At 50.9% G+C, this 17884-nt stretch carries 22 protein-coding genes and 3 tRNA genes; 18 read left to right on the top strand and 7 right to left on the bottom strand.

The genetic code is table 11. The annotated features are described in order from the left end of the window. Positions 1–22: 22 nt before the first annotated feature. Genes IMCC13023_RS04775 through IMCC13023_RS04765 form a run of 3 tightly spaced genes read right to left on the bottom strand, consistent with a single transcriptional unit; the run spans position 23 to position 1858 of the window. Entirely contained in the window at positions 23–565 is a 543-nt protein-coding gene (locus tag IMCC13023_RS04775) for a dihydrofolate reductase family protein (protein WP_007541831.1), read from the bottom strand. Continuing rightward, positions 558–986, bottom strand: a complete 429-nt coding sequence (locus IMCC13023_RS04770; protein WP_007541829.1) for a SufE family protein — start codon at positions 984–986, stop codon at positions 558–560. Before IMCC13023_RS04770 ends, IMCC13023_RS04775 begins: the two co-directional genes overlap by 8 nt. Continuing rightward, positions 983–1858 (bottom strand): sulfurtransferase, encoded by an 876-nt coding sequence (locus IMCC13023_RS04765; RefSeq protein ID WP_007541827.1) that lies wholly within the window; start codon positions 1856–1858, stop codon positions 983–985. The genes IMCC13023_RS04770 and IMCC13023_RS04765 overlap by 4 nt, the downstream gene beginning before the upstream one ends. 48 nt (positions 1859–1906) lie before the next feature. Here IMCC13023_RS04765 and zapE point away from each other — a divergent pair, with 48 nt between their 5' ends. Further along, positions 1907–2908: a cell division protein ZapE gene (gene zapE, locus IMCC13023_RS04760; RefSeq protein ID WP_007541826.1), complete on the top strand. Its 1002-nt coding sequence runs from the start codon at positions 1907–1909 to the stop codon at positions 2906–2908. Here zapE and nhaA read toward each other — a convergent pair. Further along, positions 2892–4043, bottom strand: coding sequence for a Na+/H+ antiporter NhaA (nhaA, locus tag IMCC13023_RS04755; RefSeq protein ID WP_007541824.1), 1152 nt, complete (start codon positions 4041–4043; stop codon positions 2892–2894). The genes zapE and nhaA overlap by 17 nt on opposite strands. Positions 4044–4232: 189 nt before the next feature. On the opposite strand from nhaA, the gene IMCC13023_RS04750 reads away from it, so the two are divergent. The 8 genes from IMCC13023_RS04750 (at position 4233) to IMCC13023_RS07320 (ending at position 8251) form a co-directional block, all read left to right on the top strand. Beyond that, positions 4233–5453, top strand: a complete 1221-nt coding sequence (locus tag IMCC13023_RS04750) for an ammonium transporter (RefSeq protein WP_007541822.1) — start codon at positions 4233–4235, stop codon at positions 5451–5453. A gap of 108 nt (positions 5454–5561) precedes the next feature. Next, a tRNA-Gly gene (locus tag IMCC13023_RS04745) sits at positions 5562–5633 on the top strand. 25 nt (positions 5634–5658) lie between these two features. Further along, positions 5659–5732, top strand: a tRNA-Cys gene (locus IMCC13023_RS04740). A gap of 11 nt (positions 5733–5743) precedes the next feature. Then, positions 5744–5818, top strand: a tRNA-Val gene (locus IMCC13023_RS04735). Between the two features lie 351 nt (positions 5819–6169). After that, entirely contained in the window at positions 6170–6433 is a 264-nt protein-coding gene (locus tag IMCC13023_RS04730; protein ID WP_007541818.1) for a PGPGW domain-containing protein, read from the top strand. Positions 6434–6505: 72 nt separating this feature from the next. Beyond that, entirely contained in the window at positions 6506–7441 is a 936-nt protein-coding gene (locus IMCC13023_RS04725) for a VOC family protein (protein WP_007541816.1), read from the top strand. Positions 7442–7445: 4 nt separating this feature from the next. Continuing rightward, entirely contained in the window at positions 7446–8060 is a 615-nt protein-coding gene (locus IMCC13023_RS04720; protein WP_040325206.1) for an alpha/beta hydrolase, read from the top strand. A gap of 53 nt (positions 8061–8113) precedes the next feature. Next, positions 8114–8251, top strand: coding sequence for a hypothetical protein (locus tag IMCC13023_RS07320; RefSeq protein WP_007541812.1), 138 nt, complete (start codon positions 8114–8116; stop codon positions 8249–8251). Positions 8252–8318: 67 nt separating this feature from the next. Here the strand turns inward: IMCC13023_RS07320 and IMCC13023_RS04715 are convergent, their stop codons facing one another. The 3 genes from IMCC13023_RS04715 to IMCC13023_RS04705 are packed head-to-tail and all read right to left on the bottom strand — an operon-like array spanning position 8319 to position 10684. Next, on the bottom strand, positions 8319–8606 hold the full coding sequence (locus IMCC13023_RS04715; protein ID WP_050816750.1) for a putative quinol monooxygenase: 288 nt from the start codon (positions 8604–8606) through the stop codon (positions 8319–8321). A 26-nt stretch (positions 8607–8632) separates the two neighbouring features. Next, positions 8633–10099: a malate dehydrogenase (quinone) gene (mqo, locus tag IMCC13023_RS04710; protein WP_007541808.1), complete on the bottom strand. Its 1467-nt coding sequence runs from the start codon at positions 10097–10099 to the stop codon at positions 8633–8635. Positions 10100–10117: 18 nt separating this feature from the next. Next, positions 10118–10684 (bottom strand): VIT1/CCC1 transporter family protein, encoded by a 567-nt coding sequence (locus tag IMCC13023_RS04705; protein ID WP_007541806.1) that lies wholly within the window; start codon positions 10682–10684, stop codon positions 10118–10120. A gap of 57 nt (positions 10685–10741) precedes the next feature. Between IMCC13023_RS04705 and thrS the strand changes: the two genes are divergently transcribed. Genes thrS through yajC form a run of 9 tightly spaced genes read left to right on the top strand, consistent with a single transcriptional unit; the run spans position 10742 to position 17884 of the window. Continuing rightward, complete coding sequence (thrS, locus tag IMCC13023_RS04700) at positions 10742–12727, top strand: threonine--tRNA ligase (RefSeq protein ID WP_007541804.1); 1986 nt, start codon at positions 10742–10744, stop codon at positions 12725–12727. Beyond that, a complete protein-coding gene (locus tag IMCC13023_RS04695) occupies positions 12727–13260 on the top strand; it encodes an HIT family protein (protein WP_040325202.1) in 534 nt (177 codons plus the stop codon). The genes thrS and IMCC13023_RS04695 overlap by 1 nt, the downstream gene beginning before the upstream one ends. Before the next feature lie 9 nt (positions 13261–13269). Then, positions 13270–14163: a pyridoxal 5'-phosphate synthase lyase subunit PdxS gene (gene pdxS / locus IMCC13023_RS04690; protein WP_040325200.1), complete on the top strand. Its 894-nt coding sequence runs from the start codon at positions 13270–13272 to the stop codon at positions 14161–14163. After that, the gene (gene pdxT / locus IMCC13023_RS04685) at positions 14164–14736 is read left to right on the top strand and encodes a pyridoxal 5'-phosphate synthase glutaminase subunit PdxT (RefSeq protein WP_007541797.1); all 573 of its coding nucleotides are present in this window, start codon (positions 14164–14166) and stop codon (positions 14734–14736) included. A gap of 15 nt (positions 14737–14751) precedes the next feature. Further along, positions 14752–15507 (top strand): YebC/PmpR family DNA-binding transcriptional regulator, encoded by a 756-nt coding sequence (locus IMCC13023_RS04680; protein ID WP_007541795.1) that lies wholly within the window; start codon positions 14752–14754, stop codon positions 15505–15507. Next, a complete protein-coding gene (gene ruvC, locus IMCC13023_RS04675; protein WP_081478851.1) occupies positions 15507–16034 on the top strand; it encodes a crossover junction endodeoxyribonuclease RuvC in 528 nt (175 codons plus the stop codon). The genes IMCC13023_RS04680 and ruvC overlap by 1 nt, the downstream gene beginning before the upstream one ends. A gap of 4 nt (positions 16035–16038) precedes the next feature. Then, complete coding sequence (gene ruvA, locus IMCC13023_RS04670; RefSeq protein WP_007541792.1) at positions 16039–16605, top strand: Holliday junction branch migration protein RuvA; 567 nt, start codon at positions 16039–16041, stop codon at positions 16603–16605. Then, entirely contained in the window at positions 16602–17573 is a 972-nt protein-coding gene (gene ruvB / locus IMCC13023_RS04665; protein ID WP_007541789.1) for a Holliday junction branch migration DNA helicase RuvB, read from the top strand. Before ruvA ends, ruvB begins: the two co-directional genes overlap by 4 nt. A gap of 56 nt (positions 17574–17629) precedes the next feature. After that, positions 17630–17884, top strand: a complete 255-nt coding sequence (gene yajC / locus IMCC13023_RS04660) for a preprotein translocase subunit YajC (RefSeq protein WP_040325198.1) — start codon at positions 17630–17632, stop codon at positions 17882–17884.

Raw genomic sequence — 17884 nt, 5'->3', positions numbered from 1 at the left:
AGAGGTATTCACGGGGCTCCCTCTAGACTCGCCCACTAACCTCAGTTACGTATAGATTCTTGAATCTAAAGGCTCCCACTTGGAGCAAGTTCCACTTCGAAATAAAAGCGGTAGCTCCTGATTCATATTCACTGCTGATGAAAGCGCGAACATCAGTTCTTGATCGCAGAGTTTCTGTCAGCGCGGTTGGGCCAAACTCAATGTGAATCGGAGTTGGACTCGATGTCATTAGTTCCTGAATTGCTTCGTCCGGTGTGAGAATTATTTCGTTTCCGATTAGCCGCACTTGTTCAACCCGGAGTTGTTCGGGGAGTGTTTCGATGGCCAATCTTGTAAGAATGGCCAATGCTGAAGAGGATGGCAGTCGATAGTTCTCGGAACGAGCGGTCAGCCCGGTCGTTAGAACGGTTCCGGCTCTTTTTCTGAAAAGCATCAGAAGCTCGAGGTCTGATTCACCTCCAAGTGACTTGGAGGTGCCGTCAGGCCCAATGTGAGATCCCGCATCATCGACAACCATGGATGCCGTAATTAGTGGGTCGCCAATTAGGCTTAGAACCTCAGGCATCCTTGGCGACGAGCTCTGCAGTTTTACGCTTGATTCTGGCTAACATGCCACGCATACCGCGAACTCGAAGCGGAGTGATTATGTGGTCTAGTCCAAGTTCAGTCGGAAAGTCATCCGAGAGCTGGAGGATTTCGTCTGCTGAATGTGAGCTCAATGCGGTGAACAAAATGCTCGCAAAGCCCCTTGTGGTTGGGGATTCTCTCGGTGCCGAAAAATGAAGCACAATCTTGGCCGCTGTTCCATCGACGGCAATAAACACTGGAGACTGGCACTCTTCAACCCGTTCAAGCAGCTCCGGATGATTGCCGTAACGCTCATCCAATTCCGGAAGGGCTTCGCTGAATTCTAGGAGTAGCTGCAGACGGTCACTGCCCTCCAGGAACTGGAAGTCAGCGACAATATCTTCGGCGGCACGAGTCAAGCTGCAAGCCCAGGTTCAGAGCCGGTCGCGATCGGGGCGCCCACGAGGTTACCCCACTCAGTCCAGCTACCGTCGTAGTTACGGACGTTTTTCACACCGAGCAAATACTTCAGCACAAACCAGCTGTGTGAGGATCGTTCACCAATTCGGCAGTACGCGATAAAGTCCGAATTCCTGTCGTAGCCGGTGTTTTCGAAGTAAAGCTTCTCAAGCTCAGCAATCGGTCGGAAGGTTTCGTCTTCCTGGATTGACTTAGACCAAGGGATAGATGCCGCTGTCGGGATGTGACCGCCACGTGTAGCACCCTCATTTGGGAAATCTGGCATGTGTAGACGCTCGCCCGAGTATTCCTCAGGAGATCGAACGTCAACCATTGGCTGACCTATGTGCTGAAGAACTTCGTCTCTAAATGCTCGAATTTCTGAATCGTGTCTTTCGACTACTGGGTAATCCTTGCTAGAAGCCGTTGGCTTCTCCTTTGATATTTCTCCCCCATCAGCGATCCACTTGTTTCTACCGCCATCGAGCAGCAGCACGTTTTCGTGACCGAAGAGCTTGAATACCCAAAAGGCATAGGTGGCCCACCAGTTAGAACGATCACCGTAAAGAACGACTGTGTCCTGCCTACCGATGCCTTTGAGGTTCATCAGGTTGGCGAACTCTTCGCTTTCAAGGTAGTCGCGTCTTAGCGGGTGGTTGAGTTCGGTGTGCCAGTCAAGCTTTACGGCTCCCGGAATGTGGCCGGTCTCATACAAAAGGATGTCCTCGTCGGATTCAACAACGATCACGTTGTCCATGTTGTTCTTGAGCCACTCTGTTGTTACCAGAACATCTGGGTTCGCATACTGGGCTATTTTGCTCAACTGGTTCATAGTTCTCCTTTTGATTATCTACACTTATTCTGACGAAGGGCGCTTACATTGACCGAACAAGATTTGGAAAAACCAAATTCCTTGCTGACGCGGCATCCTGAGGTTTCTAAGGCAGAACTTATTAGACAGCTTAAGCCACCCCCCGAGTTCGATCACGCTCGGTTCGAAAGTTATCGCCCCGATAAGAACTACGAGAGTCAGTCAACTGCCTTGCAATTGTGCCAAGAATTTGTCCACGGACCCAAAAAGAAGCTCTTTTCAAAAGCCGAGAAGTTTCCTGGAATATACCTAGATGGCGGCTTTGGAGTCGGCAAAACGCACCTTCTCGCATCCATCTGGCATGCCTACGCTGGAGTGAAGGCGTACGGCAGCTTTCTTGAATACACGAGCCTGGTTGGGTACCTCGGGTTTGCGCAGACCGTGCTGGAGCTAAAAAAGTACGGCCTCATTTGCATCGACGAGTTTGAGCTTGATGACCCGGGGGACACAATGATCATGTCCAGGCTCCTCAAGGAGTTAGAGGCTAGTGGCACCAGGTTTGCAGCTACCAGCAACACTCCTCCTAACGCTCTTGGCGACGGAAGATTTGCAGCGAGTGATTTTCAGCGAGAGATCAAGGGTCTTGGAGACAGGTTCCGGATTGTGTCTGTAGACGGGGAGGATTATCGTCATCGCGACATAGACGCTGCGTCCGAAACGCTTGACGAAACTACTCTTGGAGCTTGGCTCAAGGAGCACAAAAATAATTTCAGAGACGACTTCAGCGAGCTTCTCGGGCACCTTGGAACATTGCATCCAACCAAATACCGAGCGCTAGTGTCCAACGTCGGTGCTCTTGGAATCACCGATGTGTCAAAACTCGATGACCAAGTGCACGCGCTAAGACTCGTTGCCTTTATAGACAGAATGTACGAGTTTCAGGTTCCGCTAAGGACCTCGGGCAGCACACCAATTACGGCGGTGTTCTCCAAAACTATGTTGTCTGGCGGCTATCGGAAAAAGTATTTGAGAACAATCTCTCGCATGGGAGCTCTTACGAGTCTTTCTTAGCCTTTGCGTTTTCTTCTCGGTGCTTGCGCATGTGGTAGCGACCTCTGACTTGGGACAACCAGCCACCAAAGGCCATCGCTACCACTGAACCGAGGATTACAGCCAGCGTCGCTTCCGCCACTATGTACTGAGTGTCTTTGAAGGCCAAGTTGGTCATTAGAAGCGAAACGGTAAAGCCGATTCCAGCCAGGCCGCTTATTGCCAGGAAGTCAAGGGGCTCTAAGTCCAAACGATCCGGCTTGGCAGCGATCTTGTTTGCCAAAATAGCCAGCGCCGTTATTCCGAGCACCTTGCCCACTGGCAACGCTATTGCGATACCGACAAAGACACTGGAGAACGCACCGTCAAACACGGGCAGCGCGATTGCCACTGCAAAGAATGCATAAATAGGAAGTGACACAGTGTTAGTCCAGGGCTGAATTTTTGCAACCAGGGAGTGTGTTTTCTTGCTGGGGATTATCAGGCCAAGAACAACACCGGCAACAGTCGCGTGAACTCCGGACTGGTACACGGTGTACCAAAGCAGGATAAATGTAAATACTCTTACGTAGTTGATCGGCAGCTTTCCGAACTTCTCCATCAACATGTGCAGTGCTGCAATTACTACTGCTGCAACGAGCCATAACACCTCGACATCGGAGGTGAAGAACACCGCGATAATCAGGATCGCCACAAGGTCATCGAAAATGGCTAGAGCCAATAAAAAGACCCGGGCCGACTTAGGAAGTCCTCGGCCGAAAATTGCAAGCACTCCAAGAGCAAATGCGATGTCGGTAGCGGTCGGAATTGGCCAACCATTCACGTAATCGGTTCCCCAGTTGAAGGCAACGTAAATCAGGGCAGGCACAACGACGCCGCCGATGCCGGCCAGCACTGGAACAAGAGCGCTGGCAGGTTTAGAAAGCACACCACTTGAAAGTTCATATTTCAGTTCTAGCCCCGCAACCAAGAAGAAGGTGGCCAAAAGTAGATCGCTGACCCAGTGCTCGACACTAAGGCTTAGACCAATTGATTCGAATCCTACGTAGGCGTGCTTGAAGTCAAGGAAGGCCGGGCCGAAGGGGCTATTGGCTATTACTATGCCGATAATTGCCGCTCCCATTAGTAGCAGGGCGGCAGAACGATCGCTTTTCATGGCTCTCCATTTCGATTTGCTGTCTTCAGAATACCCTGTGGTGTTTAGCTATTTTTCTTTACCCGGCAAACTGCGAGATGTAACCAGACCGAAACATTAGAAGTGACTGTTGGAAACCTTTTAGCGGAAAGCTATCAAACGTGCTCGGAGAATTCGATCGCTTGAAACCTATTTGGAGAGGTATAACAAATGTTAGATACAGGAGAACTTAGCTGGGCGGTAACCGCAACAGCACTGGTACTACTTATGACCCCGGGTCTCGCTTTTTTCTACGGAGGATTGGTTAAGGCCAAGTCCGTAGTCAGCATGATGATGATGAGCTTTGGTTCAATTGCCCTAGTGGGTGTCCTATGGGTCCTCTACGGCTACAGCATGTCAGCGGTCGAAAACCCAACGGACTTCGCTGGAAGCCCATTCACAACCTTTGGTCTTGATGGCCTAGATAACGATGGCCTAATTGGCGCAGGCTTCGGCGCAACCTTCGCAATCATCACCATTGCCCTAATCTCTGGTGCGATTGCGGATCGAGCAAAATTCGGCTCATGGTTGATTTTTGCGGGCCTCTTCGCAACCTTTGGATACTTCCCAGTTGCAGCTTGGGTTTGGGGTGGCGGATGGGTCATGGAGCTAGGTACCTGGCTCGACATGCCTGGAGTTATTGATTACGCAGGTGGTACAGCAGTACACATCAACGCTGGAGCTGCCGCTCTAGCACTTGCGATTGTTCTTGGTAAGCGCTTTGGCTTTGCCAAGGGAATCATGCAGCCACACAACGTGCCTCTTGTACTTCTTGGTGCAGGACTTCTATGGTTCGGCTGGTTCGGATTCAACGTTGGAGCAGAGTTCCTGAACGGCATGCAAAACGTTGGTCTAATCACCGTGAACACCCTTGGTGCAACCGCCGCAGCTATTCTTGGTTGGCTTGTTATTGAAAAGGTCAAAGAGGGCAAGGCAACGTCAATTGGTGCAGCGTCGGGTGCAGTGTCTGGTCTAGTTGCCATCACTCCAGCTTGTGCAAACGTGACTCCGGTCTTCGCACTACTACTTGGTGTTCTTGCTGGTGTTCTTTCTGCTCTAGCTGTGGATCTCAAGTACAAGTTCGGTTACGACGACTCACTTGACGTAGTCGGCATCCACTTGGTGTCCGGGTTGGTTGGAACTCTGTACCTAGGATTCTTCGCAATCGACACCGGCTTGTTCACAGGTGGCGACATCGGACAGCTAGTCGTGCAGGCAATTGCAGCCTTTGGTGTTCTTGCCTACAGCTTCGTGCTTGCCCTTGTTATCGGCTTCGCTATTGAGAAGACCGTTGGCTTCAGGGTCAAGAGCGAGGATGAAATCGCAGGCGTTGACTCCGTTGTCCACGGCGAGGCTGCCTACAGCTTCGGCCAGGATGCAGAGGTCAAGTAGCTCCAAAAGATTCAAGAAAACACAAAGGCGGGAGATCTTTCTCCCGCTTTTGTGTTTTCACAGCAATCGTTTTTGTGGCATAGTTATCTAGTTCTTGAAAAAGAGCGTGCGGATGTGGCGCAGTGGTAGCGCACAACCTTGCCAAGGTTGGGGTCGCGAGTTCGAATCTCGTCATCCGCTCTCAGAGGCTTTTAGCCCCTGTATTGGTGGAGTGGCCGAGAGGCGAGGCAGCGGCCTGCAAAGCCGCGTACACGGGTTCGAATCCCGTCTTCACCTCCAGCTTCAAAGCTGGGCGATTGGCGCAGTGGTAGCGCGCTTCCCTGACACGGAAGAGGTCGCTGGTTCGAACCCAGTATCGCCCACCAAGTTAGCCCATAGCAGTAGGGGCTTGGTTGCTATCTAAAAGATCAACTAATTCTTCCGATGGCGGCCCAGAGTTGAGTAGCGAGCAAAACGGTCAGACCGCCGGTAACCAAAATTCGAAAAAACCACCCTTGCCAATTGGACTCAAGTTTTTTGAATCGAGAGAGATATTCGCGTAAACGCTCATTGTTCATAAAATTTCTCCTTTTTGAGTTGCCACTGAGTAAGTCGAGTGACCAGGAACTCGACTCATCTGCCTTTCGTTGAGAGGGTTTTTTTCAAGGCTAGTGAAAAAGCAGTTATTTTTCTCTGTGACCTGAAATACTTACGCTGTGAAGACAGTTGAGCACTAAATGGAAAAGCTGAAAAAGCTACTAGCAAATCTGCCTCACCCGATTCGTTGGGCCTTGATCATGTTGATTGGTTTCGCGCTCTTGATTCTCGGTTTAGTAATGCTGGTCACGCCTGGACCCGGACTGCTGTTTATCTTCTTCGGGCTCTCAATTTTGGCACTAGAAATCAAGTGGGCAAGGGAGCTTAACCAGCAGGGTGTGCAGGGGCTGGAAAGAATAGTTGCCCGTATAAAAAGAATCTTTAGGCGCAAACCCAAGAACTAGAAGGCGCCTTTCTTGGGCTAAGGGAATGTTTTGGTAGTCAGGGCTCTTACCCCCTGTTGACTGGAGATTAAAATGAGCGTAACCCCGCACGGCATTCATCACGTAACGGCTATTGCCGGAGACCCACAGCGAAACGTCGATTTTTATACAAAAGTCTTTGGGCTTCGGCTCGTGAAACAAACAGTAAATTTCGATGCACCTCACATCTGGCATCTCTACTACGGGGACGAGCACGGCTCTCCAGCTTCGATTTTGACGTTCTTTCCATGGCCCGGCGTAACTCCAGGTCGTGAGGGCTCGGGTCTAACCACGGCAACATCATTCTCAGTTCCAGCCACATCGCTTGGCTTTTGGAGCAAGCACTTGGCCGGGCTCAACATCGATTGGTCATGGGGCAAGGATTCGTCCGGCCACGATCTAATCGAGGTCCGGGATTACGACGGTATGCGACTGCAGCTTGTTGGAACCGTAGGTGACATTAGAAGCGGTTGGGATGGAGTTTCAAATATTCCAGCCGACCATGCTGTCCGCGGTCTCCATTCCGTTGAGCTATCACAGATCCAGATCGATCCTACCGCAGGCATGCTTCAAAATCTTCTGGGCATGAGCCTGTCGTCAGAGTCTTCTGGGAAGGCAAACTTCCAGATGGCCGAAGGGGCCTCCGGGACCAAGGTTGAAGTTCTTGGAGGTGTGGGAGACCGCGGTCTCCAGGCAGGCGGCACAGTTCACCACGTGGCGTTTAGGGCACCTGATCTAACGACCATGGAGCTTTGGCAGCAGGAGCTCATGAACCGCGGGGTTGCCGTCACTGAAATCAAGGATAGGCAGTACTTCAAGAGCATTTACTTTAGAGAGCCCGGGGGAGTGCTGTTCGAGATTGCAACCGATGACCCCGGCTTTGAGACCGATGAGCCGCTTCTGGAACTTGGTAAGAAGCTAAAGCTTCCACCGTGGCTAGAGCCGTCAAGAGATCAAATCCAGCAGTCCCTGACCGAGATTAGCGTCTAGCAAGATGGCAAATAACGATCTAGCAAGACCACACGTATTTCAGATGGGAAGTTGCTCTCGGACGTTGCTATTGCTTCACGGCACAGGCGCTGACGAACATGATCTTCTTGGACTAGCTAGAGCCCTAGATCCTGAGGCTTCGGTCTTGTCACCTAGGGGCATGCATTTAGAGTCAGGAATGAATCGCTTCTTTGAGCGCTACCCGGATGGCAGCTTCAACGAAGCTTCCATAGACCAGGGAGTCGCAGAGCTGTCCGAGTTTATTGAGGCCGCGATTGTTGAGTATGAGCTTGATCGCTCCAACATCTTTGGTGCCGGTTTTAGTAACGGCGCAAACACCGCTGCGGCTCTAATGATCAAGCATCCAGCACTGCTATCCGGAGCAGCCCTATTTGGCTCTACCAAGCCCTATCGTGCGGTTGATGACATAAACTTAAAGGGAAGGCAAATTTGGCTGGCAAATGGAGATCAGGACCCTTACGCCCCGGTTCAAGTAAGCGAAGCTTGGGTTCAAGAACTTCAAAGTTTTGGTGCTGACATCAAGTGGTTACGCCATCCTGGCGGACACCAAATTTCCCAATCGCACGTGACTGAGATCGCGAGTGCGCTTTATCTCTGAGGTGCGGACGAAAAGAAACTAAACTCTAAGAACACGAAAAAAAGGATGATCTGATGGAAAGCCACGACTTGGTTCTAGTGCTCAACGAAGTAACTGTCCTGATGTCGCTTTCGGCGGTGGGCATCGTTTCACTGCTAGGGATGTTCGCGCACCTTTCGTTTTCCTCCATCTTTGGAAAAGACCTCAAGTAGTCGAACACTCTAGATAACGCAGTCGAAAGGCCGGAAGCCATAAGCCTTCCTAGTTTTTGGATCTCGGCTAATTTGCGGCGTACATTTCCTGGACCACTACTGGCTCTGAGAGCTTGCCGTCTATAAATTCTAGGATTCTTCCAACGGTCGGAGCGTTGTTGTGGATTTCCCAGAGTTCTCTGGATTCCCAAGCCTCGATGAACATCAGCTTTCCTGACACTTCTTCGTAGAGATCATAGAGGAGGCAACCAAGCTCAAGCCGGACATCTTTCGCTACGTCGAGCAGCAGCTCTTTGACTTCAATCAAGTTTTGAGGATTCGGCGTAAAGGTGGCTACAACAGTGCATGTTTTCATGTTTGAAGGCTACAGGAGCTATTCGATTAGGCGGTTAGTTTCAGGGACTTTGCTGTCTGCTTCATCGTTTTTTTGGCAAGCTCCGCGTTCTTATTTAGGTCTCTGCCAAAGCTTGGTATTAGCTCCTGGATGGCTTTTGCCCAGGTTGGGAAGTCGTCCGGCGCCATTCGCTCCAGAACGTCTAGCATGACGCTCACGCTGACCGAAGCTCCGGGGCTAGCACCTAGAAGACCCGCAATGGTCCCATCCTTGCTGGAGATAACTTCAGTTCCGAACTGAAGTGTTCCGCCACGACCATTTGGCTTGATGACCTGGGCTCGCTGACCGGCTTCGTAGTAGGACCAGTTTTTTGGAGACGCGTTTGGCACGAACACTCTCAAGGCTTCAAACTTACTTTTCTTTGACTTCGTTACTTCTGTCAGCAAGTACTTCATAAGGTCTAAGTTTCTTAGCGCAACCGAAAGGTAAGAAGTGATGTTTTTGATCCTTATTGACAGTGGAAGATCAAGCACTGAACCGTTTTTCAAAAACTTTGGGTTGACTCCGGCAAATGGCCCGAACAGCAAACTGGTTTTGCCGTCGACAACTCTTGTGTCTAGGTGTGGCACCGACATTGGGGGAGCCCCAACCTCAGCCTGCGAGTAGACCTTGGCTTGATGGCTGGCAACAATTTCAGGGTCGTTGGTCCGCAAGAAATGCCCGCTTACCGGGAAGGTTCCGTAACCATCTATCTCTGGAATTCCAGATTTCTGGAGAATTTTTAGAGCATATCCACCCGCACCTACGAACACCTTATTTGCGTGGACGATACGCCCTGGGGAGCCCCCGAACCAGAGCTGCCACTTTTTATCTTCAAATTGAAGGACAGATTTGACTTCGGTGTTCGTTTCCAGTCGCATGCCATTTTTGACAAGCCAGTTGATCATCTGCTTGGTCATAGATCCATAGTCGACATCTGTGCCCTGATTGGTAAATGTCGCAGCAACTTTTTCGTCGCCCCTGCCATCCATCATCAATGGAATCCACTCCGCGAGCTCTTTGACATCCTCGGAGAACTTCATGCCCGTAAATAGCGGCTGGGCATCAAGGGACTTTTGTCTTCTTCTTAGGTAGTCAACATCCGAATCGCCACGAACAAAAGTTATGTGAGGGACTGAACGGATAAACGTCTTTGGGTCTTCAAGAGCACCCAAGGTCACCAGGCTTGACCAGAATTGCCTGGAGACCTGAAATTGCTCGTTGATGGCCACCGCCTTGGCGGGATCTGGCAAGGAGCCGTCTGTGGAATCCGGCATGTAGTTCAGCTCACACAGCGCAGCATGTCCGGTACCGGCGTTATTCCAAGGGTTCGAGCTTTCCTCTGCAACTTCACCCAACCGCTCATACATAACAATCGAAATGCTCGGGTCAAGCTTTTTTAGAAGCACGCCTAGCGTTGCGGACATTATTCCGCCGCCAATTAGGGCAAAGTCGTATTTTTCTATCTCACTCACACTAAGAGGGTAATCGCTCTAGAGGACTGTTACGCCCAAAAGTGCTCCAATTGCGTAGGAAATTCCCATTGTCAGAGTACTAATCACGATGTTTCGTGCAATTGATTTCAGAACCGGTGTGCTGCCGGCCCATGCCGCCCACCATCCGGTAAGTCCTAGCGCTACAACAACGCTCACAAAGGTAGCTTGAATGCTAATTGCTTGCCAAGGACCGGTGATCGCTAGCAAGGGCAGCGCGGCGCCAGATACAAAGGCCAGAAGCGAGGACCAGGCAGCAGACCAAGGTCTTGCGTTTATGCTTCCCTTTTTTCTGCCGTGTGCGATTTCGGTGTCACGCTGAGCACTCACGCTAATGAACTCGCCTCCACCCATGGAGATTGCGCCTGCGACCACTGCCGCGATACCAGCGAGGAGAATTACCTCATAGCTTGCTCCCGCGGCGGCTACCCCCACAACGATCCCAGCGACCGAGACAATGCCATCATTTGCGCCAAGAACTGCTGCCCTCAGCCAATTTAGCTTTCGCTCAAGATCACGATCTTTATTTGCATTCATAGTCCAATTTTGCTGAGTTGTTTGAGCCATTACTAGCAAGGCATGCCTAACTCGGTCGATAGACTTTGAAGGATAGAAGGAGCACAAGTGAACATATTGTTAGCAGGGAAGACTCACCAGGTAAGTGAGGGAGCCACCGGTTTTGATCTTTTCGAACTGCGTGAGGTCATTGCAATGCACGTCAACGGTGAAGCCAGGGACTTGTCTCACGTTGTAAACGCAGAAGATCAGGTCGAGGGAATACTTATCGACTCTCCGGCGGGGCTTGAAATACTTCGTCACTCAACAGCTCACGTCATGGCCCAGGCCGTGCAGGAGATGTTCCCGCACGCCAAGCTCGGCATCGGCCCTTACATCACCGATGGTTTCTATTTCGATTTTGATGTTTTAGAGCCGTTTGTTCCAGAAGATCTAAAGCGCATAGAAAAGCGCATGAAGGAACTAGTCGGTAAATCTCAGCGTTTTACGCGCGTTGAAGTTTCGGATGAAGAAGCCAAGGGACTCATGGCCAATGAGCCTTACAAGCTAGAGCTCATCGGACTCAAGTCTGAGGATGTCCAAGAGGGATCGGTTGAAGTGTCTTCCGGAGGGCTCTCGGTTTATGAAAACACCAACCCGGACGGTATCTTCGCATGGCGCGATCTATGCAGGGGCCCTCACCTGCCAAATACCAGACAAATTGGCAAGAGTTTCTCATTGACTAGAAGCGCAGCTGCTTACTGGCGAGGCAATGAAAACAATAAACAACTTCAGCGCATCTATGGAACGGCGTGGCCGACCAAGGAGGCTCTTGAGGAGCACCTAGACAGAATTGAGCAAGCAGCCAAGCGCGACCACAGAAAGCTTGGCGCAGAGCTTGATCTATTCAGCTTTCCCGAGGAGATCGGATCGGGTCTTGCGGTGTTTCACCCAAAGGGTGGAATCATACGAAAAGTCATGGAGGACTACTCACGCGCTAAGCACGAAGAGGCCGGGTATGAGTTCGTCTACACGCCTCACATAACTAAGTCGAATCTTTTTGAGCAAAGCGGACATTTGAATTGGTATTCCGACGGGATGTTCCCACCAATGAAGCTGGATGCTGAAGTTGGCGAAGACGGAGAAGTTCGCAAGCAGGGCGTTGATTATTACCTGAAGCCCATGAACTGCCCATTTCATATTCTGATTTTTAAGTCTCGCTCTAGAAGCTATCGAGAACTACCGCTTCGCATGTTTGAGTTCGGGTCTGTTTATCGCTACGAGAAATCTGGCGTTTTGCATGGCCTAACAAGGGTTCGCGGTATGACTCAGGACGATGCTCACTTATTTGTCACTCAGGAACAGTTGCAGGAAGAGTTGACAAGCGTTTTGAAGTTTGTGCTTGATCTTCTTCGCGATTACGGATTGAACGATTTCTACCTTGAGCTATCCACCAGAGAAGAGGGCAATCCGAAGTTTGTCGGTGAGGATGCCATTTGGGAATCCGCCACAAAGACACTCGAGCAGGTGGCAATGGACTCCGGTTTAGAGTTGGTGGCGGATCCTGGCGGCGCGGCATTTTACGGTCCAAAAATATCTGTCCAGGCAAGAGATGCAATTGGTCGCACCTGGCAAATGAGCACAATTCAGCTTGACTTCAATCTCCCAGATCGCTTCAAGTTGGAATACGTAGGGTCGGATGGTGGAAGGCATCAGCCGATCATGATTCACCGCGCTTTATTTGGATCGATCGAACGATTCTTTGGAGTGCTAACTGAGCACTACGCCGGCCACTTCCCACCTTGGCTCGCTCCGGTCCAAGCTGTGTGCATTCCTGTTGCCGACGAATTTGCAGATTATCTAGATAGCTTTGCCGGTTCTTTGAAGAAAGAGGGAGTCCGCATAAATGTGGACCACTCAGACAGCCGGATGCAAAAGAAGATCCGAGACCACACTCTTGATCGGGTTCCATTCATAATTCTTGCGGGTGCAAGAGACGTTGAAGCCGGAACTCTGGCTTTTAGATTCCGGGACGGGAATCAGCGCAACGATATTCCACTTGAAGAAGCCAAACAAATCATTCGAGATGCGATCAGTAACAAGGAACAGGTCTAATGAGCGAATACCTAGACAATATGACTGGGATGCAGGACGGCTTCGAGAGGCTCTGGACTCCTCATCGGTTGGTCTACATAGAGGACCTACAGAAGCCTCCAACCGACGACTGCGTCTTTTGCGATGCACCTAATAAATCAGACGAAGACGGGCTAATTGTTAAGCGCGGAGTCACAGCGTATGTGCTTTTGAATCTGTTCCCCTACAACGCAGGGCACTTGCTTGTCTGCCCATACAGGCATGTCGCAACCTATGACAAGGCAACGCTTGCGGAGACCGCTGAGATTGCGCTCTTGACTCAACAGGCGATGGCAACGATAGAGGCAACCTCAAGGGCGCATGGCTTCAACATTGGTATGAATCAAGGTCAAGTTGCGGGCGCTGGTATCGCAGAGCATCTTCACCAACATATAGTTCCCCGTTGGAGGAATGATTCCAACTTTTTTCCGATTATTGCTCAGACCAAAGCGATTCCAAAACTTCTGGGTGAAGTTAGGGAAACAATTGCTACCAACTGGATAGACGGAGTTTAGGATTAGAGCATGACAAACAACACGACAGAATCAACGCCCTTAGTTAAGTCCGGATTAGCTGAAATGCTAAAGGGTGGCGTCATCATGGACGTTGTAAACGCGGAGCAGGCAATCATCGCTCAAGATGCCGGAGCCGTAGCCGTAATGGCTCTAGAGCGCGTTCCAGCAGACATCAGAGCTCAGGGTGGCGTAGCCAGGATGAGCGATCCAGACTTGCTTGATGGCATCAGGGCAGCCGTGTCAATTCCTGTGATGGCCAAGGTTCGCATCGGTCACTTCGTTGAGGCGCAGATTCTTCAGTCTCTCAAGGTTGACTACATCGATGAGTCAGAGGTTTTGAGCCCAGCCGATTACATTAATCACATTGATAAGTGGAAATTCGACATTCCTTTTGTTTGTGGAGCTACCAACTTGGGCGAGGCGCTTCGCCGCATCACCGAGGGTGCAGCGATGATCAGGTCAAAGGGCGAAGCCGGAACCGGAGACGTTTCGGAAGCCACCAAGCACATCAGGACTATCTTTGGCGAAATCCGAGCTCTTTCATCCAGAAGCGATGACGAGCTATTCGTTGCCGCCAAAGAGCTTCAAGCCCCATACGCTCTTGTGAAGCAGGTAGCTAGAGAAGGCAAGTTGCCAGTAGTGCTATTTGTCGCCGGAGGAGTTGCTACTCCTGCGGACGCGGCCATGATGATGCAGATGGGTGCCGACGGAGTATTTGTTGGGTCCGGAGTGTTCAAGTCTGGTAACCCGGTTGCTCGCGCAGCAGCGATCGTCAAAGCGACTACTTTTTACAACGATGCAGATGTGGTAGCAAACGCTTCCCGTGGTCTAGGTGAGGCGATGGTGGGCATTAATGTCAACGACCTGCCAGCACCACACAGGCTTTCGGAGCGTGGCTGGTAATTGCGAATAGGCGTTCTCGCTCTTCAGGGCGATAGCCGAGAGCACCTTCTACTCCTAAAACAATTAGGGGTAGAGGGTCTTGCCGTCAAGACAGAGGGCGATTTAGCAGCCGTCGATGCGTTGATAATCCCCGGGGGGGAGTCGACAACCATTTCGAAGCTTCTGGTGAACTTTGATCTTATGCCGCAGGTTAGAACATTTGCCAAATCGAAGCCGGTGCTTGGCACTTGCGCCGGGCTGATACTTATTTCGGATGAAGTAATCGGAGCGCTTCCAGATCAGGAGCTAATCACTGGGCTTCCAGTCAAGACGGAGCGCAATGCATATGGCGGTCAACTGAATTCATTTGAGGGCTCCGTTGTGTTTGCCGATGGTACCTCTGAAAACGTAGCTTTCATCCGAGCTCCGAAAATACTCGAGGCTGGAAACTGTGAAGTGTTGGCAACCCATAACCAAGAACCAGTGGCGGTGAAGTTTCGAAACCTCATGGGCGCAAGCTTCCACCCGGAGCTGACCGGAGCGACACATTTACATAAGTTATTCATTTCGCTCGTTGAAGAGCACCAAAGCTAGTAATTTAGAGGAACTATGTCAGGTCACTCCAAATGGGCAACAACCAAGCACAAAAAAGCAGCTAACGACTCCAAGAGAGCCAAGCTGTTTGCGAAACTTATCAAAAACATTGAGGTGGCGGCGCGCCTAGGCGGCTCCGACCTTGAAGGAAACCCAACCCTGTACGAGGCTATCTACAAAGCCAAAAAGCTTTCTTTGCCCGGAGATAACATCGATCGTGCGGTCAAGCGTGGCGCGGGCGAATTAGGCGATGGCGTTGAGTACCACAACATTATTTACGAAGGATATGGGCCTGCTGGGGTGGCGGTAATGATCGAATGCCTCACGGATAACAGGAATCGCGCTGCAGCAGAGGTAAGGCTTGCTGTTGGTAAGAATTCTGGAAACATGGCGGATCCCGGCTCGGTGAGTTATCAGTTTGCTCGCAAGGGAGTCATATCGGTTCCTGGCACCTTCAGCGAAGACGCGATTCTTGAAGCAACAATCGAGCACGGCGTTGAGGACCTTCAGCTAATTGGTGAAAACTTCGTGTTGACCTGTGACCCAAGCAAGATGACAGAAACCAGGACTGCTCTCCAGCAGTCAACGATTGATTACGAATCGGCGGACGTGGAATTTGTTTCATCTTTGAAGGTCGACGTTGATGCCGCCAACGCCAAGAAGGTAATTGACCTTATCGAAGCGCTGGAAGAACTTGATGATGTCCAGGAAGTCTATACAAACATGGAGATTTCAGAAGCGGTTATGGCCGAGCTAGAAGCCATTAGCTAGTGGAACTAATTCTCGGAGTTGACCCTGGGCTCACGCGATGTGGGTTCGGCCTAATCTCCGGCCTCACGGCAGTTGACTATGGTCACTTTACTTCGTCACCGACTCAGGATCCGCGGGATAGAGTCGGTTCTATAGCGGACTCTCTGGACAGAATTATTGAAACCCACAAGCCAGCTCTTATAGCGATCGAGCGTGTGTTTGCGCAGGCGAACCTTAGAAGCGTGATGGGGGTGGCTCAAATATCAGGCGCGCTGATGGCTCTGGCCTTCAGGCACGACATACCACTTGAATTTTTCACTCCGAGTGAGGTCAAGCTTGCCGTTGCGGGGAACGGCAGAGCCGACAAAGCACAGGTGTCAGAAATGGTTAGGCGAACGCTGAACTTAGAAGAAACTCCGAAACCAGCCGACGTCGCAGACGCCTTGGCTGTTGCGATTTGCGCATCGAAGAGAGCTAAGGGCCTAGGCACTAATGCCCAGCAAAAGTGGGTCGCAGCAGCTAAGAGTGCCAACCGCAGATTAGGTTAGTTACGTGATATCAAGCCTGCAGGGAACCATTAGCCACTTGGGCCAAGATCGTCTTACGCTGGTTGTATCAGGTGTTGGTTTTTCGATTCAGGTCACTAGTCGTCACGCAGCAAAACTCTCGGTCGGCCAAGAGCTCTTGATACAAACAAAACTTGTGGTTAGAGAAGACGATCTTTCCTTGTTTGGTTTTCAGACCAGCCAAGAGGCTGAACTATTTGACTTGCTCTGCGGTGTGAATGGAATTGGTCCCAGGCTTGCAATGACAACACTTTCTGGGCTGACCGGTGACCTCTTAGTCAATGCAATCAATTCCCAGGACGAGAGTGCGTTTCGCTCGATTCCAGGAATCGGACCGAAGACGGCGAAACTGGTATTGATCACCTTGAGCGGCAAGGTGGGGTTGTCCTCAAGCGTCAGGGTCAATGAAAACGTTCTGCAGGCGATGCTTCAACTGGGTGGCGATGAAATTGCGTCCAGGAAGCTTCTTTCAAGCCTTGATCAGTCACTTTCTGAGTCTGCGCTGCTAAAGCTGGCATTAGCCGAACTTGGTCGTTCGAAGTTGACCTCATGATTGAGTCCGCACCTGAGGAGAGGGCTCTCGAAGCAGCACTGAGACCAAAAGTTCTTGGAGACTTCGTAGGCCAAGAAAAAGTTGTTAAGCAGATTTCGCTAGTGATAAAGGCGGCCAAGCTGGGTGGAAGGACCGCGGATCACATCTTGCTAGCAGGGCCTCCTGGCCTTGGTAAAACCACCCTCGCAATGATTGTTGCCCATGAGGCGGAGCGGACCCTCAAGCTGACTAGCGGCCCAGCAATTCAATCTTCGGGTGACCTGGCATCGATACTCTCTGCCCTTGAGGCCGGTGACGTTTTGTTTATCGATGAAATCCACCGCATGTCAAGAAGTGCCGAGGAGATGCTGTATCTGGCGATGGAAGATTTTCGAGTTGACGTGATGGTTGGCAAAGGTCCAGGCGCAGCTTCTATTTCTCTTGATATCGAGCCGTTCACACTTATTGGTGCGACTACTAGAAGCGGAATGCTGCCTACTCCTCTCAGGGACCGTTTTGGTTTCACGGCTTTCCTCGAGTACTACGAAGCCGATGAGATTGCACGAGTGCTAGAAGCATCTTCGCTGAAACTCGGCATCGACCTGCAAGCCGAGGCGCTTGATTTATTGAGCACTCGATCGCGAGGTACGCCTCGAATCGCAAATCGCCTGCTTAGGCGAGTGCGTGATTTTGCAAGCGTCAATGAGCACAGCGTTATTGATTACGGAATAGCGTTAGACGCGATGACATTATTCGAGGTGGATAAATTGGGCCTGGATCGAGTAGACAGAACTCTCCTGACAATGCTGGCAACTAAATTTAGCGCCAAGCCGGTAGGGCTTTCGACCCTCGCCGTCGCCCTCGGCGAAGAGCCCGAGACCATTGAAGCCGTGATAGAACCTTTCTTGATTAGAGCCGGATTATTGCAGCGAACACCGCGCGGCAGAGAGATAACAAGTCACGGTTTAGTTCATTTAGGGATTCAGTAGAGCAAGTTTTTCATCTAAGCCCTATAATTTCGGGGTACCAATCGGTTAGGAAAACCTTGGATTTAATACTATTAGCGGTTCTTGCCGCCATGATTCTGTTGCTGGTAAACCAGAACAGGAAGCGAAAGCGCGACGCGGCGAATCTAGTTGAGACTCTTCAGGTTGGGTCAAACGTTATTCTCCACGCGGGTATCAAGGGAAAAGTCATTGCCATTGGCGAAGACGACCTAGAGATAGAGACCACGCCGGGTACGAAGCTCAAGGTGCTTAAGCAAGCAGTAAGAGCAATCCAGACTTCTGAGGAGAACTAG

Source organism: Candidatus Aquiluna sp. IMCC13023 (assembly GCF_000257665.1).
GTDB lineage: Bacteria > Actinomycetota > Actinomycetes > Actinomycetales > Microbacteriaceae > Aquiluna.
The sequence above is the reverse complement of the archived record's forward strand: the minus strand, read 5'-3'. Positions and strand labels throughout refer to the sequence as shown.